The following is a 15,555-nucleotide window of genomic DNA, read 5'->3' as shown; positions in this document are numbered from 1 at the left end:
CACTCCTGAAAAACTGTCTACGTGAAACTAACGTTCCCCATTTTCATATTCACTGATGCGAGCCACTTTTGGGGCAGAGCGACCACCTTCATAATGTGAAGCCAACCAAGTATCTACGATAGTTTTTGCGAGTTCAGGTCCAATGACACGAGCACCAAAGGTAATAATTTGCGCATCGTTACTTTTTTGGGCACGTTCTGCGGAGTAGGTATCGTGGCAAAGTGCGGCTCGAATGCCAGTGACTTTGTTGGCAACAATAGACATTCCAATCCCTGTTCCACAAATGAGTATCCCACGCTGATGTTTTCCTTGGGCAATAGCCGTTGCAACGGCATGGGCAACATCTGGGTACATTTCATCCTTAACCCCTGTATTTAAACAATAATCGGTGACTTGAATATTCAGCGCTGCGAGGTGTTGTTTGATCAAATCTTTCATTTCAAATGCGGCGTCGTCTGCACCAATGGCAATAGATAGCATGATTGAGATCCTTATGGTTGAACAAAAGTTCATTTGCAATTCAAATGTACTGATTAGAAAATAGGATCTTATGAACAAATAATCAATAGGTGAACATATGTTTTTAGTTTAAATAAGCTTTATTTTGTGATCTACGGCCTTAAATCCACTTATTTTTGCTAAAAAAGCTCAAAGTCATCATTTTACGTCGATTTTATAGGAATATTTGCTCTGAATCACACTTTGAGAATCTGGTGATGTGCATCGATGATTAAAAGAAGGTATGGTTAATTTGTATCTTCATTGAACTTATGTTCATTTAACAAACCGCCGAGGGTAAAACTATGTGTGAACACTGTGATCCAAAAGCCACGATGAGCGAAGGCATTCCAGAAAAAATGAAAGCGGTAGTGGCTTATGCACCGAAAGATTACCGTTTAGAAACTGTCGATGTTCCAAAAATTGGTGAAGAAGAAATATTAGTTCGCGTCGAAGCGTGCGGGATTTGTGCTGGTGATGTGAAAGCGTTTGAAGGAGCTCCAAGCTTTTGGGGAGATGCTGAGCAACCTGCCTATATTAAAGCGCCCATGATCCCAGGGCACGAATTTATCGGCCACGTTGTTGGCTTTGGCTCAAAAGTAGAAGGTTTTGCATTAGGTGACCGCGTAATCTCCGAGCAAATAGTTCCTTGCTGGGAATGCCGTTTCTGTAAACGGGGTGAATATTGGATGTGTGAAAAACACGACCTGTATGGTTTCCAGAATAATGTCAATGGCGGTATGGCTCAGTATATGAAATTTACTAAAGAAGCCATCAACTACCATGTGCCTGTGGATATGCCGATTGAAGACGCAATTTTGATTGAGCCGTATGCCTGTTCATTGCATGCAGTACAACGCGCGAATGTGAAACTGGGCGATGTTGTGGTGCTTTCGGGCGCAGGAACGCTTGGTTTAGGCATGATTGGTGCAATCAAAAAATCGGGTGCAGGCAAATTAGTGGTACTGGATTTATTCGATAAGCGATTAGAACTCGCTAAAGAATTTGGCGCAGATATGGTTCTGAACCCTAAACGTGATGATGTGGACAAAATCATTAAAGGGATGACGGAAGGGTATGGTTGCGACATCTACATTGAAGCGACTGGTGCACCGAAATCTGTTGAACAGGGACTCAAAATGATCCGTAAACTCGGTACATTCGTTGAGTTCTCTGTCTTTAAAGACCCTGTTACCGTTGATTGGAGCATTATCAGTGACCGTAAAGAACTGGATTTATTAGGTTCTCACTTAGGCCCATATTGCTATCCATTGGTTATCGAAGGTATCGGCAATGGTGATTTCCCGACAAAAGGTGTGGTAACGGATATTTTACCGTTAGATAAATTTGCGGAAGGTTTTTCCATGATGGCGAAGGGCGACCCGCATATCAAGGTGGTCTTAGACCCGAACCTGTAATGCTGTCGTGGGTTCACAAGCAAATAAAACAATAATGAGAAAAATTGGACCTGAATAAATGTCACCCTACCAAGGCTTGTTATTCAGGTCCTAGCCCAGCGAACACGCACTGAGGTTAACAATATGATAATCAATAAACTGTCTAAAGTAACGGGGTTTTCGCCAAAGTTGCTCCTTGGCTATTTTGGTGTTCTTATCTTCATGATGGGGGAAGGGCTCGAACAAGGGTGGCTTTCACCTTTTATCATTAGCCGCGGAATGAGTATTGAACAATCTTCATTACTGTTCAGCGTATATGGTTTTTTTGCTGCGGTTGCGGCGTGGTTGTCTGGCGTTTTAGCGGAAATTTATACTGCTCGCCGAGTGATGATTTTCGGGTTTGTGATGTTTGTGATTGGTTCAGTCATTTTCTTATCGATTGGCCTGCCAAGTAACAGCTTATCTATCATGATCCCAACCTATGCATTACGTGGATTCGGTTACCCAATGTTTGCATACGGTTTCTTAGTTTGGGTGGCATATGAAGCGCCTATTAAAAAATTGGGCTCCGCCGTGGGGATCTTCTGGTTCGTCTACAGTGGCGGGTTAGGTGTCTTGGGTGTGATGTATTCAAGTTATGCCTTACCGATTTTAGGTGAAATGGCAACGTTATGGAGCGGGCTGATTTTTGTCACCATCGGGGCATTTATTGCGATTGCCCTTAACCGAAACCATGAGGGCGGCGAACAACCAAAACAAAAAGTGTCGCTTAACTATGTGTTTAAAGGGATCACCATTGCATTTGAAAACCCTAAAATTGGCTTAGGGGGAATTGTTAGAACCATAAATACATCAGCGGCTTACGGTTTTGTGATCTTCATGCCAATGTTTCTTGCTGATTTTGGCTTTTCCCGCACAGAATGGTTACATATCTATGCCGCACTTTGGACCGTGAATATTGCCTTCAACCTCATTTTCGGTGTCGTCAGTGATCGTATTGGTTGGCGCAATATTGTGATTTGGTTCGGATGCGTCGGTTGTATGCTTTGTACCCTAATGTTCTATTACGTGCCGTATTACTTCGGCCATAACTATACCCTGATGATGATAGCGGCTGGGTTATTTGGGGCGTGCCTTGCAGGTTACGTACCGCTCTCTGCCATCATGCCATCACTCGCACCTGAAAATAAAGGCGCTGCGATGTCCGTACTGAATTTGGGTGCGGGGCTCAGTACCTTCGTTGGTCCTGCACTTGTTGGGATATTTATTAGCAGTGTCGGGGCATTTGGTGTGATTTGGATTTTCTCAGGGCTTTATTTGTTCAGTGCGATATTGATGAGGTTTATCACCGTACCGCAAGAACTTCTTGATCAGTCAGCAAAAATGCAGCTAACACCAGAAAATAAGTAAAAGAGGGAATTATGAACAGAATCATTAATGAACCTGACCTAGTTGTTGAAGACGCTATTCAAGGCTATTTAAAAGCGCACCCTGAATATTTTGCGCAGACCGATAACGCCCGCGTTCTGAAATATCCGAAGGCGCCAATCCAAGGAAAAGTGGGGATTGTCACTGGGGGAGGATCAGGTCATGAGCCCGCATTTTTAGGTTATGTGGGTGAAAACATGTTAGATGCGGTGGCTATCGGTGAGATTTTCTCTTCACCAACCGCAGGGGCTTTTTTAGATGCGTTCAAAGCCGCAGATAGTGGTGCTGGTGTTGCCTGTTTGTATGGTAACTACGCAGGCGACAACATGAACGTGAAAATGGCGATGAAAAAAGCCGAAAAAGCGGGCATGAAGATTAAAACTGTTGTTGCGACTGACGATGTTGCCTCTGCACCCGCAAGTGAAAAAGAGAAGCGCCGTGGTGTTGCGGGTGAAATTTTAATGTGGAAAGTTGGCTCGGCGGCGGCAAGTAAAGGTTATGACCTTGATGGGGTGATTAATGCGGCACAAAAAGCCATTAATAATTGCCACTCAATTGGTGTTGGTTTGACGTCTTGCACAATTCCGGCGGTGGGGCACCCGAATTTCCATATCGAAGATGGTATGATGGAGCTTGGCATCGGTCACCATGGTGAACCAGGCATTGAAATTATGCCAATCCAATCAGCGGCGCAAATGGCACAAACGATGTTAGCGCCAATTTTAAGCGATATGCAGGCAAAACAAGGGGATGAGGTTGTCGTATTGGTTTCTGGGTTAGGTGCGACCCCTGTGATGGAGTTGTACATCTATTACGCTGAAGTCGAAAAATTATTACGTGAGAAAGGCGTTCGTATCGTGCGTAACTATGTGGGCAATTATTTTACCTCACTCGAAATGATGGGCGTCACACTGACATTAATGAAAGTGGATGAAGAATTAAAGACATTGATGGATGTCCCTGCGTATTCATTAGGTTTAACACAGGTTAAGTAAAGGAGCTCATTATGCAAGTTATCTCAACGGAACGTGGTAATGAAATAACGCTGGATTTAGTCCACATCATTGTGTCTAACCGTGAATACCTCAGTGAAATCGATGGTGCAATTGGCGATGGTGACCACGGTATTAATATGGCGAAAGGTTTCAACCTATGCGCTAAAGCGATTGAAGGCCGTGAATTATCCCTCAGTGAAGGTTTTGAAGAGATCTCGGATGCGCTAATGGAAGGTATCGGTGGTTCGATGGGGCCACTGTACGGCAGCTTCTTTATGGGGATGTCTGACAGTATTTCAGGTAAAAGTGAGCTTTCACAGCAAGATTTCCTGGCGATGCTACAAAACGGCTTATCGGAGTTGCAAGACATTAGTAGCGCAAACGTGGGGGATAAATGCTTAATGGATACACTGATCCCTGCAATTAATGCGTTTGAATCTGCAACTAATGCAGGTAAGGATTTCAAGCAAGCGCTAGATGCAATGCAAACTGCGGCTATTGCAGGACGTGATTCAACATTAGACTTAGTGGCAAAAATTGGACGCGCGAGTCGGTTAGGGGAACGTTCGCGTGGGGTATTAGATGCAGGGGCCACATCTTGCTGTTTATTACTTTGCCAACTTGCCCAAAGCGTTGAAAAACATGGCGCTTTAGCCAGCGCATAACAGTTTATTCTATTTTTTTAGTGGATATAGAGTCGAAAACATTGCTTTATATCCACTGTCTTTGACAACTCGCTTATTAATTGTCACTAGAAACGCTATACTAAAATCGTATTATCCTTGTCGCGATTAACACCAATTGAGAGGAAACCACTACCTTATGGATAGATCACAAGCATCTTCCGATATCGAGCTACTGACTGAAATTGCGATTGCGTATTATCGCGATGAAATTACACAGGAAGAGATCGCCAATAAGTTTGGAATATCGCGAATTAAGGTGGGGCGCTTATTAAAGCGTGCAAAAGAAGAGGGGATTGTTGAAATTAATGTTCGCTATCACCCAATTTTTAGTACCCAGCTTGAGCAACAGTTACTCTCTCGTTTTCCTATTTCCCGCGCGTTGATTGCGTTAGATCACCCAGATGAAGAACAACAGCGTAATCAGGTGGGGACATTGGTTGCGAATTATTTATCAACCACACTGCGAGATAATATGATTGTCACGGTGGGACAAGGGCGTAATGTGGCGGTTGTTGCCGATAGTGGCGGTGCCGTACCTGAAAAAGATTGCCGGTTTATTTGTGGTATTGGCGGTACGCATCGTCCTGGCGATTCGATAAACGCCGACCATATCAGCCGCCGCCTTGCTAAAAAATTTGGGGGAACCAGTGAAACATTATACGCCCCAGCGTATGTGGAAAATAACGAGCTTAAACAAGCTTTTATGAAAAATGGCACCATAAAAGAAACCCTAGATCGTGCTCGTAAAGCGGATATTGCCTTAATCGGTATAGGCGATATGAATGAAGATAGTTATATGGTCAAACTGGGCTGGTTTACGCCCCGCGAAATCGTGGATGCAAGTTTAAACCAAGGCGTAATCGGTGATATTGCAGGATATGATTTTTTCAATGCACAAGGGCAGCATGTGGATACCGTCATGAATGACCGCGTGATAGGTTTGAGTATTGATGAGCTGAGAAAAATTCCCTGTGTGATTGCGATTGCCTCTGAATCGTCCAAATCTATGGCGATTATGGGCGCACTGCGCACAGGGGCGATTGATATTATCGCAACCAGTGCGAGTAATGTGCGGACGATTTTAAAAATGTCCCAATAGCTCGTCATACTTCAAACCGCAGCGTTGTTGACAGCGGTCAGTACCTTAGTCACATACTGGTGTATGCTCCTAAGGATATCTTCGTTTGACGCCTAGCTGCAATTTGAACTTTTTAGGGGATGGATCCCGCGTGTTATTCAAACCGCAGATTCGCATTAGCCACATATTGATGTATGTGCCTAACGGCTTATTAATAGCATCTATTATAAAATAGGTTTACATCTCCTAATTAGTTGCCTTATTATTTTAAGGTAAGTATTTAGGGAGATGGCATTCCTCCTGCTGTTAAGAAACCGCCCAGTTGGGCTAATGATGCCTACGTTAACCTGTTAATTTGACGGGGTACGTAGGTTTATGTGCCCTGAATTTAGGGCATAAATGAACGATACTCGAAATACTTCAAGTTACATGGGTGTTGACTGTACTACGATAGCCGAGTCACATACTTGTGTATGCTCATCGAACTATCTTTGCTTGTCGCCTACATGCCACTCGAATTATTTAGAGTATAACAGGGAGACTTTCCTTTCATTTATCCCTCCTAACGCTTTATGGGAAGTTTCTATGTACGCCTCTTTATTTGCAATTGCGATTGGTTCTGTTCTTGGTGGCTGGCTTCGGTGGTTTGTTAGCCTGAAAATGAACCACCTCTATCCGAATATTCCCCTTGGTACCGTTGCGGTTAACCTTGTTGGTGGCTTCGTCATCGGCTTTGCCATTTCCTATTTTGCCAGTGCTAATATCAGTCCCGCGTATAAGCTCTTTATTGTGACAGGCTTTTGCGGTGCCTTTACCACCTTTTCGACCTTTTCATTAGAAGTGTTAGTGCTCATCCAAGAAGGGAAATTGGGCTTTGCGATTAGCGCTATCGCTATTCATGTGATTGGCGCGTTGATCTTTACTTTGCTTGGCATGCTATGCCATAACTGGCTGGCTCAAGGATAAGTTTGAGCAATAAAATATTCAAGCGACATTATTGCCGCTTGAATATTTGGACTAATCATTCGCTAACAAATGTTGAGCCGTGGCTTCATCAGTGACTAAACCCGTTATCCAACCGCCGTTGAGGACGGCTTGAATCGCTTGCGTTTTATGTGATCCTCCAGCAAAAGCAATCACTGGGTGTATGGGAGGGGAAAATAGTGGCACACTCGTGTGTGTGTCATCTAAGCTGGTGGCTAAACGCTCACCGTTGGCTTTAATAAAGTGGCCTAAGAGTTCTCCCGCGACACCTTTTTCCAGTAACATTTCTAGTTGCTCATCAGTGACAAACCCTTCTGAATTTAGTGGGCAATTCTTTCCCACCTCTCCAATACCAATAAAGGTAATATCAGCATTTAAGCCTTTTTCAGTGACCTCTTTATAGACGCGGTGTTGGCACCACATGGCCTTGTCTTCTGGGCTGTCCGCATACAACGGCGCGGGGAGAATATAGTGGCGACATTGCAGTTTTTCTGCAAAACGTAAGGGAATATCGTAACGTGTTGCAGAGCTATCGCGGGCAATTGCGCCAATTAATGAGACACATTGGTGTTGAGGCAGCTCAAGGTAAGGCAGTGCATCTATAATGCTGCGTAATGTTCTACCTGAACCGATACCGATAACTTGGGGTTTATCCTGCTCAATTAATTGTTCCATTAATTCTGCGCCCGCAACGGCGATCATATCCAACGTAGCATCGGTATCAAGTTGCCCTGAAGGTACTACATAACAATGGGTGAGATGGTATTTTTGCTGTATCTCATTGGCCAGCCGTAAGCATTCAGTAACAGGGTGGGTGATTTGCACATGCACCATACCTTGCTCTTTAGCTAAAGAGATCAGTCGCTGAGCGACTTGGCGTGATAGCCCCAATTCCTGTGCAATTTCTTGTTGCGTTTTACCTGCCACAAAATACAGCCACGCGGCTCTCGCGGCTTGTTCCATTTTTTTTAATTCTTTCTGCATGGACGCTCTCCTGCCTTTTTTCATCATTGTAATTCTGGGCAATTGCTTATTAAAAGGGCAAAAGTTATTACTGTGACCATTATCGCAGTAATTCTTGGTAGATTGAAACTAAAATATAACAAACGGGCAGATGCCCATAAAAATGGCAAATATTTACTTTTAAGTTAAGGAGTCACAATGCTAAAGCAGAAATCCGTATGGATGCACATTGGTGCTGGATCATTCCATCGTGCTCACCAAGCTTGGTATTTACACCGCTTAATTGCACAGGGCGATGACAGCTGGTCTATTGCGCTAGGTAATATTCGTAATGATGCAAATGCATTGCTTGATAACTTAGCGAAGCAAAATGGCGAATACACCCTTGAAACTGTTTCGCCAGAAGGTGAGCGCCACTACGAAAAAATCACGTCAGTGCGCAAAATCTTGCACTGGGATGAAAATTTAAGCCAACTTGTTGAGCAAGGCCGTGATAAAGCCACTCGCGTAATCGCTTTTACGGTAACCGAAGCAGGTTATTATTTAACCCCTCAACATGAGTTAGATGTCCAGCAACCCGATATCCAAGCAGATTTATCGGGAAAAATGATCACAATTTATGGGGCATTAACTGAGATCCTGCGTGCACGGCTTACAGCCCACGGCGAGCCAGTCACCTTATTAAACTGTGATAACTTACGTCATAATGGTGAACGTTTTCGCCATGGTTTTTTATCGTTCTTACAATTAAAAGGCGAAAATGACCTCTACCAATGGGTGAAAGACCATACTCGTTCACCAAATACCATGGTGGATAGAATAACGCCTCGCCCAACCCCTGATGTGGCAGAACGCGTGAAACAGCACACTAACTGGGACGATAAAGCACCCGTCATGGGTGAGGCTTTTATTCAGTGGGTAATTGAAGATGATTTCATTAACGGACGGCCTGCATTGGAAAATGTGGATGTCGAAATGGTGGAGTCTGTACTGCCGTGGGAAGAAGCTAAAATTCGAATCCTGAATGCAAGTCACAGCTGTATTGCTTGGGCAGGGACACTAATCGGCTTGAATTTTATCGACGACAGCACGCGCGAATTGCCAATCAAACAAATGGCCTGGAATTACGTCACTCAAGACGTAATCCCTTCATTGACGCCAAGCCCGCTGGATTTAGAACAGTACCGTGATGTGGTACTCGAGCGCTTTAGTAATCCTTATATTAAAGACACTAATCAACGTGTTGCCGCTGATGGCTTATCGAAAATTCCTGGGTTCATTACACCGACACTGCAAGAATGTTACCAACGTAACCAAGTGCCCGCGGCAACGGCGGTATTGCCCGCGCTCTTTTTTGTTTACTTGCAACGCTGGGCAAAAGGTGAGTTGCCTTATGAATACCAAGATGGTGTGTTAGATGAGGAATATTACCAAAAAATGATGAACTCACCAGATGCATTAACGCAATTTGTCTCGAGCGAAATGCTTTTTGGTTCCCTTGCGCATTCACCTGAATTCCATGAACTCATACGTAAAACGGTCGCCAATATCAACACTTGGCTAAAATCACCGCAGCAATCGCTGTAAGGAGAAAGGCAATGTACCTTGGAATTGACCTTGGCACCTCTGAGCTCAAAGCGGTTTTGATTAACAGCCAAGGGGAAATTGTTGCATCAAGCCATATGGCGCTGACGGTGCAACGGCCTCACCCTCAATGGGCGGAGCAATCCCCAGATAGCTGGTGGGAGGCAACAAATGCAGTCGTGGCAACGTTAAAACAAAAAGCACCAGAAGCGTGGGCGGCAGTCAAAGGGATTGGCTTATCGGGGCAAATGCATGGCGCCGTTTTATTGGATAAGCACAACAAGGTGCTACGTGATTGCATCTTATGGAATGACACTCGTAGTGCCAAAGAGTGCGAGTGGTTGATGGAGCAGCACCCAGAATTCCTGACCGTTGGGGCGAACTTGGTGATGCCTGGTTTTACTGCGCCGAAGCTCTTGTGGGTGGCGCGACATGAGCCTCAGGTTTTCAGTAAAATTAGCAAAGTGTTGTTACCGAAGGACTACTTGCGCTGGAAGATGACGGGACAATTTCTCAGTGAAATGTCGGATGCGTCAGGCACACTGTGGCTTGATGTCGCTAAACGTGATTGGTCTGATGAATTGTTAGCAGCCACAAATTTAACCCGTGAACAGATGCCATCTTTGGTCGAAGGGGCTGAAAAAAGTGGTGTCTTGCGTGCTGACTTAGCTTCACATTGGGGGCTGAGTGCAGATGTAATTATCGCGGGTGGCGGTGGTGATAATGCGGCTTCTGCGGTAGGTGTCGGGGCGATTAATGAAGGAGATGCTCTGATTTCCCTTGGCACTTCAGGGGTGATTTTTGTGGTGAATAACCAGCTACAAGCCGACCCTCAACATGGTGTTCACGCCTTTGCCCATGCCTTGCCAAACCGTTGGCACCAAATGAGTGTGATGTTAAGTGCCGCAAACTGCTTGCGTTGGGCCTGCCAGTTATTGTCAACGACGGAAAACCAACTGATGGACGAGGTTGGTCAATTAACGGATGAGCAGAAAAAACGCGCGCCGATATTTTTGCCTTATCTTTCAGGGGAAAGAACACCGCACAATGACCCTTATGCCACAGGTTCCTTTTTTGCTCTGCGCAATGAAACAACACGAGCAGAGTTGGGTTACGCCGTGATTGAAGGGGTAACTTTTGCCTTAGCGGATGGCATGGATGTATTACAACAAACAGGGACAAAAATGCCGCGTTGTAGCTTAACAGGGGGTGGGGCTCGCAGCCCAATTTGGGCACAACTCATTGCAGATGTGATTAATGTGCCTATCGTTACACACCCTGCAAGTTCTTCAGGGGCTTTAGGTGCTGCACGCCTTGCATGGTTAGCTGACGGGGGCGATGTGGATAAGGTGTGTCAAAAACCTGACATTCTTAACACCTATTTGCCGCAATCTCTTAATCAACAGGTACTTAACCAACGGCTTGAGGTATTCCGTTTATTGTATCAGCAACAAAAACAAGCAAGAGAACTTATGCCGCAATAGGCCGAAAAGGCGGTATTCCCTACCTACCGCTTTTATCGCTCGCGCTTCGCAATTAATTAAAACAACAACATAAAATGAGGAAACTGCAATGGAACAACAGCAGTATTGGCTTGGTCTACCTAAGCATTTGTTCTGGGGGTTTATCGCCATCGCTATTTTTATGAGTGGTGATGGTTTTGAGATGGCTTTTTTATCGAAACATATTACTGACTTAGGTTTTACGCCGACACAATCAGCAATGGTGTTCACCGTTTATGGCTTGATGGCTGCAGTAGCCGCATGGGCATCGGGTGTGGTTGCTGAAATTATCACACCATTAAAAGCCATGATGATCGGTTTTGTTTTGTGGATTGTCATGCATGCACTGTTTATGGCTTTTGGCTTAGGTATGAAAAGCTACAGCATGATGTTGCTGTTTTATGGCATCCGTGGGTTGGCTTACCCGCTGTTTATTTATTCCTTTATGATGATGTTGGTGCAGGTTATTCCTCGTGCTCACCTCGCGGCCGCAACGGGCTGGTTCTGGGCGATGTACTCAGTGGGAATTGGCGTCATCGGCAGCTATTTACCCAGTTTCTCAATCCCGATGATGGGGGAAACAGGTACACTTTGGATGGCGATAGGTTGGGTGGCAATCGGCGGTATAATTGCTTACTTTAGCTTGCGTAATATCCCTGTTGACCGCTCGAAAGTGGATTTGCCAATGAAAGACAAAATGGCGGAGTTATCCCGGGCAGCGACAATCTTATTTACCAATAAAAATATTTTTATGGCGAGCTTGATCCGTATCATCAATACGATTTCGTTATTTGGCTTTGCGATTATCATGCCATTGCTATTTGTTGACCGCTTAGGCTTTACTATTTCTGAGTGGCTACAAATTTGGGCTGTGTTCTTCTTTGTGACTATTTTTACCAATATTTTTTGGGGCATTGTTGGGGAACATATCGGCTGGATCCGCCAAGTCAGGTGGTTTGGTTGTTTAGGTATGGCTGTTTCAAGCCTGCTGTTTTATTATTTACCTGTTTACTTTGGGCACAATTTTGCGATTGCCCTGATCCCAGCCATTTTACTGGGTATTTTTGTTGCGGCCTTTGTGCCAATGACTGCGGTATTCCCAAGTATTGAACCACACCATAAGGGCGCAGCCGTTTCGATTTATAATTTATCTGCGGGTTTAAGTAACTTTGCTGCCCCAGCGATTGCGAGCTTGGTATTGCCTTTCTTCGATATTGTCGGGGTTGTTTGGGCATATACTGGGTTGTATATCTTTGCAGGAATTCTGACGTTCTTTATAAAAGTTCCTCAGCCAGGCTTTGAGAATAACCGTAAAATTAAATCGGTTAAAATGATGACTGAGCAGCAAGCTAATAACTAAATCTGTTTTTATAATGGCCCATAAATTGTGATTTATGGGTTTTTTATTTTTGCTGTCAATAATTCTATACATTGATAAAGGGTTATCTGCCTTTGTTTGTCCTAATTGTAGAGAAAATAGTTAACGATAAAATTAAGTATAATATTTTATTTAAATGTAAAAATTGGTCGTGTTTATTTTGTTTTTCCGCCATGGATTGTGTGAATTATTGAAATTTGATCCTTTTACAATAGAATATAATTTAAAAGGCTAAAAAATAAACGAAAGTGAATCTGATTCTCAATTAAGTCTGTGTTGATATTTTACGCTACTGAATCGCCTCGGTAATAAAAGAATATTTATGTCTAAATGCTTTTCAGTGTAATAATTCACTGTCTAATAAGTTTATTGCCATTATTCCTGCCTGATTTAATCTTGTTCAGTTATCTATACATCTGTATTTTCAATGTTATGATGAATTTTGTTGCGAAATTGTATGTTTGCAGCGAAATGCTCTTTATATTGATGGTTTATCATTCATAAATAAGCTGTAAATTAGTAATTAACTAATATTAATGGCTTCTAATACTAAAAAAATAAACAAATAAAAAGATATACGCGGGGAAAAAGTTATGTCGCAGATGTTAGCTCTGTTTTTGATAGTCGGAATATTATATATCGGGGATGCGATAGCGGTACGCACCAAAGCCTGGATCCCTTCCGTTTTCGTGTGCGCAGTATTGTTTCTATTAGGGTATTGGACAATCTTCCCGAAAGATATCGTTAGTATTGCGGGTATTCCACAGGTTGTTGCTGTCTCCCTAATGTACTTATTAATTACCAATATGGGCACTTTATTGTCCCTGAAAGAATTATTACGCCAATGGAAAACCATTCTTATTTCATTGGCGGGTATTCTAGGCATTATTTTTCTCACCTTTATTATCGGTGTTGCCTTGTTTGATATGAATACGGTATTAGTTGCTGTTCCACCATTGGTAGGTGGTATTGTTTCTTCATTGATTATGTCAAAAGGTGCTGCGGAAGCAGGGCTAGTAGATCTCTCCGTTTTTGCAATATTAATCTATGTTATGCAAGGGTTTGCGGGTTATCCGCTGACGGCAGTGATGCTGAAAAAAGAAGGGCGTCGCGTACTGGAAAAATACCGTAGTGGGCAGTGGGAAGAAACACTTTCTGTAGAGGGTGCCAAAGAGGTCGAAGTGAAAACCGTGGTATCGGAAGACGAAATGCCGCGCATGTTTAAAAAAATCCCTAATCACTATAACACGAGTTATTTCAAATTCTTACGTTTGGCAGCGGTAGGGTATTTGGCCTACTTAGCATCATCTTATGCTGCACCTTACGTGAATATCAGCCCATTCGTGCTGTGCTTATTATTTGGAGTTATTGCATCTTCATTAGGTTTCTTAGAAAGGCAACCTCTGCAAAAAGCCAATGGGTTTGGTTTTGCTATCATGGCATTGATGTTATTTATCTTTGATACTTTAAACCATGCAACACCAGATATGTTATTGCGCCTTGTTTATCCAATGGTGGTGTTAATTAGTGCCGCCGTTATTGGAATGTACCTCGCGTCATGGATAGTTGGCAAAATGTTGGGTGTCACTAAAGAGATGGCTTTTGCGGTGGCATTAACTGCCCTGTATGGCTTTCCAGCGGATTACATCATTACTAACGAAGCGATTAACGCACTAACAAAAGACGAAAAAGAGCGTCAAATTCTCACTAGCCATATGTTAGGACCAATGTTAGTCGGTGGTTTCATTTCCGTCACCATGGTGTCTGTTGTCTTAGCGGGCATTATGGTCGCTTACATTGTTCCAGTTGCAGGGTAAATAATTATGGAAACAAGTACATCTCGAATTCAACGTCATTTAGAACAATTGGCAGAATACACCGCGACGCCAGGCCAAGGCACAACGCGTATGAGCTATAGTGAGCAAGATAAACAGGCCCGCCAATATTTAAAACAGCAAATGGTGGCGCTTGGTTTACAAGTTCGTGAAGATGCAATTGGCAACATTTATGGTCGTCTAGAAGGGCTGCAAGCGGATTTGCCTGCGGTGATTATTGGCTCACATTTTGACTCTGTTCCCCATGGTGGCGCGTTTGATGGCCCTGCGGGGATAGTGACTGGACTGGATGTGGTTGCGCGTATTCGGGAACAAAATTTAACGCCAAAATACCCACTCGAAGTGATCGCACTAGTGGAAGAAGAAGGCACCAGCTTCGGCCGTGGTTTGATGGCATCCAGTGTGATCACGGGTTTAATCGGTACTAAAGAGCTCTATCAACTTAAAGATAGGCAAGGCGTCAGCGCTGCAGAACGCATGGCTGCAGCGGGATTTAATGCAGACAAAGCGGCGGATGCGGTATTAGACCCAAAAAATGTTAAAGCATTTCTTGAGCTACATATTGAACAAGGCCCTGTGCTTGAACAGGCGGGTGAAGATGTGGGGATTGTAGAGACCATAGTGGGTATTAGCCAGTTAGAGATTAAGCTGACTGGCAAAGCGGGCCATGCAGGAACAACCCCAATGAATATGCGTGCGGATGCTTTAGTGTGCGCAAGTCAGATTATCAGCGAAATCCCAGCACTGGCAAAAGCCGCAGGGGACAATACGGTTGCGACAGTTGGCCGGCTCAATGTTCTCCCTAATGGCGCGAATGTTATCCCAAGTGAAGTGGTATTTAGCGTCGATATTCGTTCAAAAAATGATACTGCTTTGCGTAAAATCATTGAGAAAATCATTGAACTGACAGAAAAAACCAGTGAGTCAGCAGGCATTGATAGCGAGATTATTCAACCACTTTATGTACAACCAACTGAGTTAAATAATGAAATCATTGGCTTAATGCAGCAGCATGCAAGTGAACAAAATTTAAAATTTAGAACTATGGTCAGTGGTGCAGGGCATGACACGATGATTTTTGCAGGGATCACTCAAACAGGATTGATTTTTGTGCCTAGTCGTAATGGGTTAAGCCATCACCCTGATGAATGGACAGATTATGCGCAAATTGCACGTGGCGTTGACGTGATGTTTGCCACTGTGAAGTCACTTATTGAATGTTAATAA

Annotated in this window: 13 protein-coding genes and 1 riboswitch; of the genes, 11 read left to right on the top strand and 2 right to left on the bottom strand. The window is 43.8% G+C overall.

The genetic code is table 11. The annotated features are described in order from the left end of the window. Positions 1–27: 27 nt before the first annotated feature. The gene (gene rpiB, locus AABS66_RS02675) at positions 28–480 is read right to left on the bottom strand and encodes a ribose 5-phosphate isomerase B (protein WP_206083968.1); all 453 of its coding nucleotides are present in this window, start codon (positions 478–480) and stop codon (positions 28–30) included. 323 nt (positions 481–803) lie between these two features. On the opposite strand from rpiB, the gene AABS66_RS02670 reads away from it, so the two are divergent. The 6 genes from AABS66_RS02670 to crcB all read left to right on the top strand — a co-directional run bounded on the left by AABS66_RS02670 (position 804) and on the right by crcB (position 7,048). Next, positions 804–1,916, top strand: a complete 1,113-nt coding sequence (locus AABS66_RS02670) for an MDR/zinc-dependent alcohol dehydrogenase-like family protein (RefSeq protein ID WP_272516243.1) — start codon at positions 804–806, stop codon at positions 1,914–1,916. Positions 1,917–2,039: 123 nt separating this feature from the next. Then, entirely contained in the window at positions 2,040–3,305 is a 1,266-nt protein-coding gene (locus AABS66_RS02665; protein WP_225818175.1) for an MFS transporter, read from the top strand. A gap of 11 nt (positions 3,306–3,316) precedes the next feature. Next, complete coding sequence (locus AABS66_RS02660; protein ID WP_430224549.1) at positions 3,317–4,318, top strand: dihydroxyacetone kinase subunit DhaK; 1,002 nt, start codon at positions 3,317–3,319, stop codon at positions 4,316–4,318. Positions 4,319–4,329: 11 nt separating this feature from the next. Continuing rightward, on the top strand, positions 4,330–4,983 hold the full coding sequence (gene dhaL, locus AABS66_RS02655; protein WP_206083971.1) for a dihydroxyacetone kinase subunit DhaL: 654 nt from the start codon (positions 4,330–4,332) through the stop codon (positions 4,981–4,983). A 157-nt stretch (positions 4,984–5,140) separates the two neighbouring features. Further along, positions 5,141–6,103 (top strand): sugar-binding transcriptional regulator, encoded by a 963-nt coding sequence (locus AABS66_RS02650; RefSeq protein ID WP_206083972.1) that lies wholly within the window; start codon positions 5,141–5,143, stop codon positions 6,101–6,103. Between the two features lie 254 nt (positions 6,104–6,357). Next, a riboswitch (Fluoride riboswitch) is annotated at positions 6,358–6,429 on the top strand. A 238-nt stretch (positions 6,430–6,667) separates the two neighbouring features. Then, on the top strand, positions 6,668–7,048 hold the full coding sequence (gene crcB, locus AABS66_RS02645) for a fluoride efflux transporter CrcB (protein ID WP_430224548.1): 381 nt from the start codon (positions 6,668–6,670) through the stop codon (positions 7,046–7,048). A gap of 51 nt (positions 7,049–7,099) precedes the next feature. Here crcB and AABS66_RS02640 read toward each other — a convergent pair whose 3' ends face one another. Beyond that, the gene (locus AABS66_RS02640; protein WP_272538625.1) at positions 7,100–8,050 is read right to left on the bottom strand and encodes a sugar-binding transcriptional regulator; all 951 of its coding nucleotides are present in this window, start codon (positions 8,048–8,050) and stop codon (positions 7,100–7,102) included. A 177-nt stretch (positions 8,051–8,227) separates the two neighbouring features. On the opposite strand from AABS66_RS02640, the gene dalD reads away from it, so the two are divergent. The 5 genes from dalD (at position 8,228) to AABS66_RS02615 (ending at position 15,552) form a co-directional block, all read left to right on the top strand. Next, a complete protein-coding gene (dalD, locus tag AABS66_RS02635) occupies positions 8,228–9,616 on the top strand; it encodes a D-arabinitol 4-dehydrogenase (RefSeq protein WP_206083975.1) in 1,389 nt (462 codons plus the stop codon). A gap of 11 nt (positions 9,617–9,627) precedes the next feature. Continuing rightward, a complete protein-coding gene (xylB, locus tag AABS66_RS02630) occupies positions 9,628–11,097 on the top strand; it encodes a xylulokinase (RefSeq protein ID WP_206083976.1) in 1,470 nt (489 codons plus the stop codon). Between the two features lie 88 nt (positions 11,098–11,185). After that, the gene (locus tag AABS66_RS02625) at positions 11,186–12,475 is read left to right on the top strand and encodes an MFS transporter (protein WP_206083977.1); all 1,290 of its coding nucleotides are present in this window, start codon (positions 11,186–11,188) and stop codon (positions 12,473–12,475) included. A gap of 611 nt (positions 12,476–13,086) precedes the next feature. Beyond that, entirely contained in the window at positions 13,087–14,310 is a 1,224-nt protein-coding gene (locus AABS66_RS02620) for a hypothetical protein (RefSeq protein ID WP_206083978.1), read from the top strand. 6 nt (positions 14,311–14,316) lie between these two features. Beyond that, entirely contained in the window at positions 14,317–15,552 is a 1,236-nt protein-coding gene (locus AABS66_RS02615) for a Zn-dependent hydrolase (protein ID WP_206083979.1), read from the top strand. Positions 15,553–15,555: the final 3 nt, after the last annotated feature.

It is taken from the genome of Providencia sp. SP181, assembly GCF_050446505.1.
In the GTDB taxonomy this organism is placed as follows: Bacteria; Pseudomonadota; Gammaproteobacteria; order Enterobacterales; family Enterobacteriaceae; genus Providencia; species Providencia vermicola.
The sequence above is the reverse complement of the archived record's forward strand: the minus strand, read 5'-3'. Positions and strand labels throughout refer to the sequence as shown.

Excerpts from the sequence above, each read along its gene's own strand:
- rpiB (WP_206083968.1), bottom strand. The coding sequence starts at position 480 with ATGCTATCTATTGCCATTGGTGCAGACGACGCCGCATTTGAAATGAAA.
- AABS66_RS02670 (WP_272516243.1), top strand. The coding sequence starts at position 804 with ATGTGTGAACACTGTGATCCAAAAGCCACGATGAGCGAAGGCATTCCA.
- AABS66_RS02665 (WP_225818175.1), top strand. The coding sequence starts at position 2,040 with ATGATAATCAATAAACTGTCTAAAGTAACGGGGTTTTCGCCAAAGTTG.
- AABS66_RS02660 (WP_430224549.1), top strand. The coding sequence starts at position 3,317 with ATGAACAGAATCATTAATGAACCTGACCTAGTTGTTGAAGACGCTATT.
- dhaL (WP_206083971.1), top strand. The coding sequence starts at position 4,330 with ATGCAAGTTATCTCAACGGAACGTGGTAATGAAATAACGCTGGATTTA.
- AABS66_RS02650 (WP_206083972.1), top strand. The coding sequence starts at position 5,141 with ATGGATAGATCACAAGCATCTTCCGATATCGAGCTACTGACTGAAATT.
- crcB (WP_430224548.1), top strand. The coding sequence starts at position 6,668 with ATGTACGCCTCTTTATTTGCAATTGCGATTGGTTCTGTTCTTGGTGGC.
- AABS66_RS02640 (WP_272538625.1), bottom strand. The coding sequence starts at position 8,050 with ATGCAGAAAGAATTAAAAAAAATGGAACAAGCCGCGAGAGCCGCGTGG.
- dalD (WP_206083975.1), top strand. The coding sequence starts at position 8,228 with ATGCTAAAGCAGAAATCCGTATGGATGCACATTGGTGCTGGATCATTC.
- xylB (WP_206083976.1), top strand. The coding sequence starts at position 9,628 with ATGTACCTTGGAATTGACCTTGGCACCTCTGAGCTCAAAGCGGTTTTG.
- AABS66_RS02625 (WP_206083977.1), top strand. The coding sequence starts at position 11,186 with ATGGAACAACAGCAGTATTGGCTTGGTCTACCTAAGCATTTGTTCTGG.
- AABS66_RS02620 (WP_206083978.1), top strand. The coding sequence starts at position 13,087 with ATGTCGCAGATGTTAGCTCTGTTTTTGATAGTCGGAATATTATATATC.
- AABS66_RS02615 (WP_206083979.1), top strand. The coding sequence starts at position 14,317 with ATGGAAACAAGTACATCTCGAATTCAACGTCATTTAGAACAATTGGCA.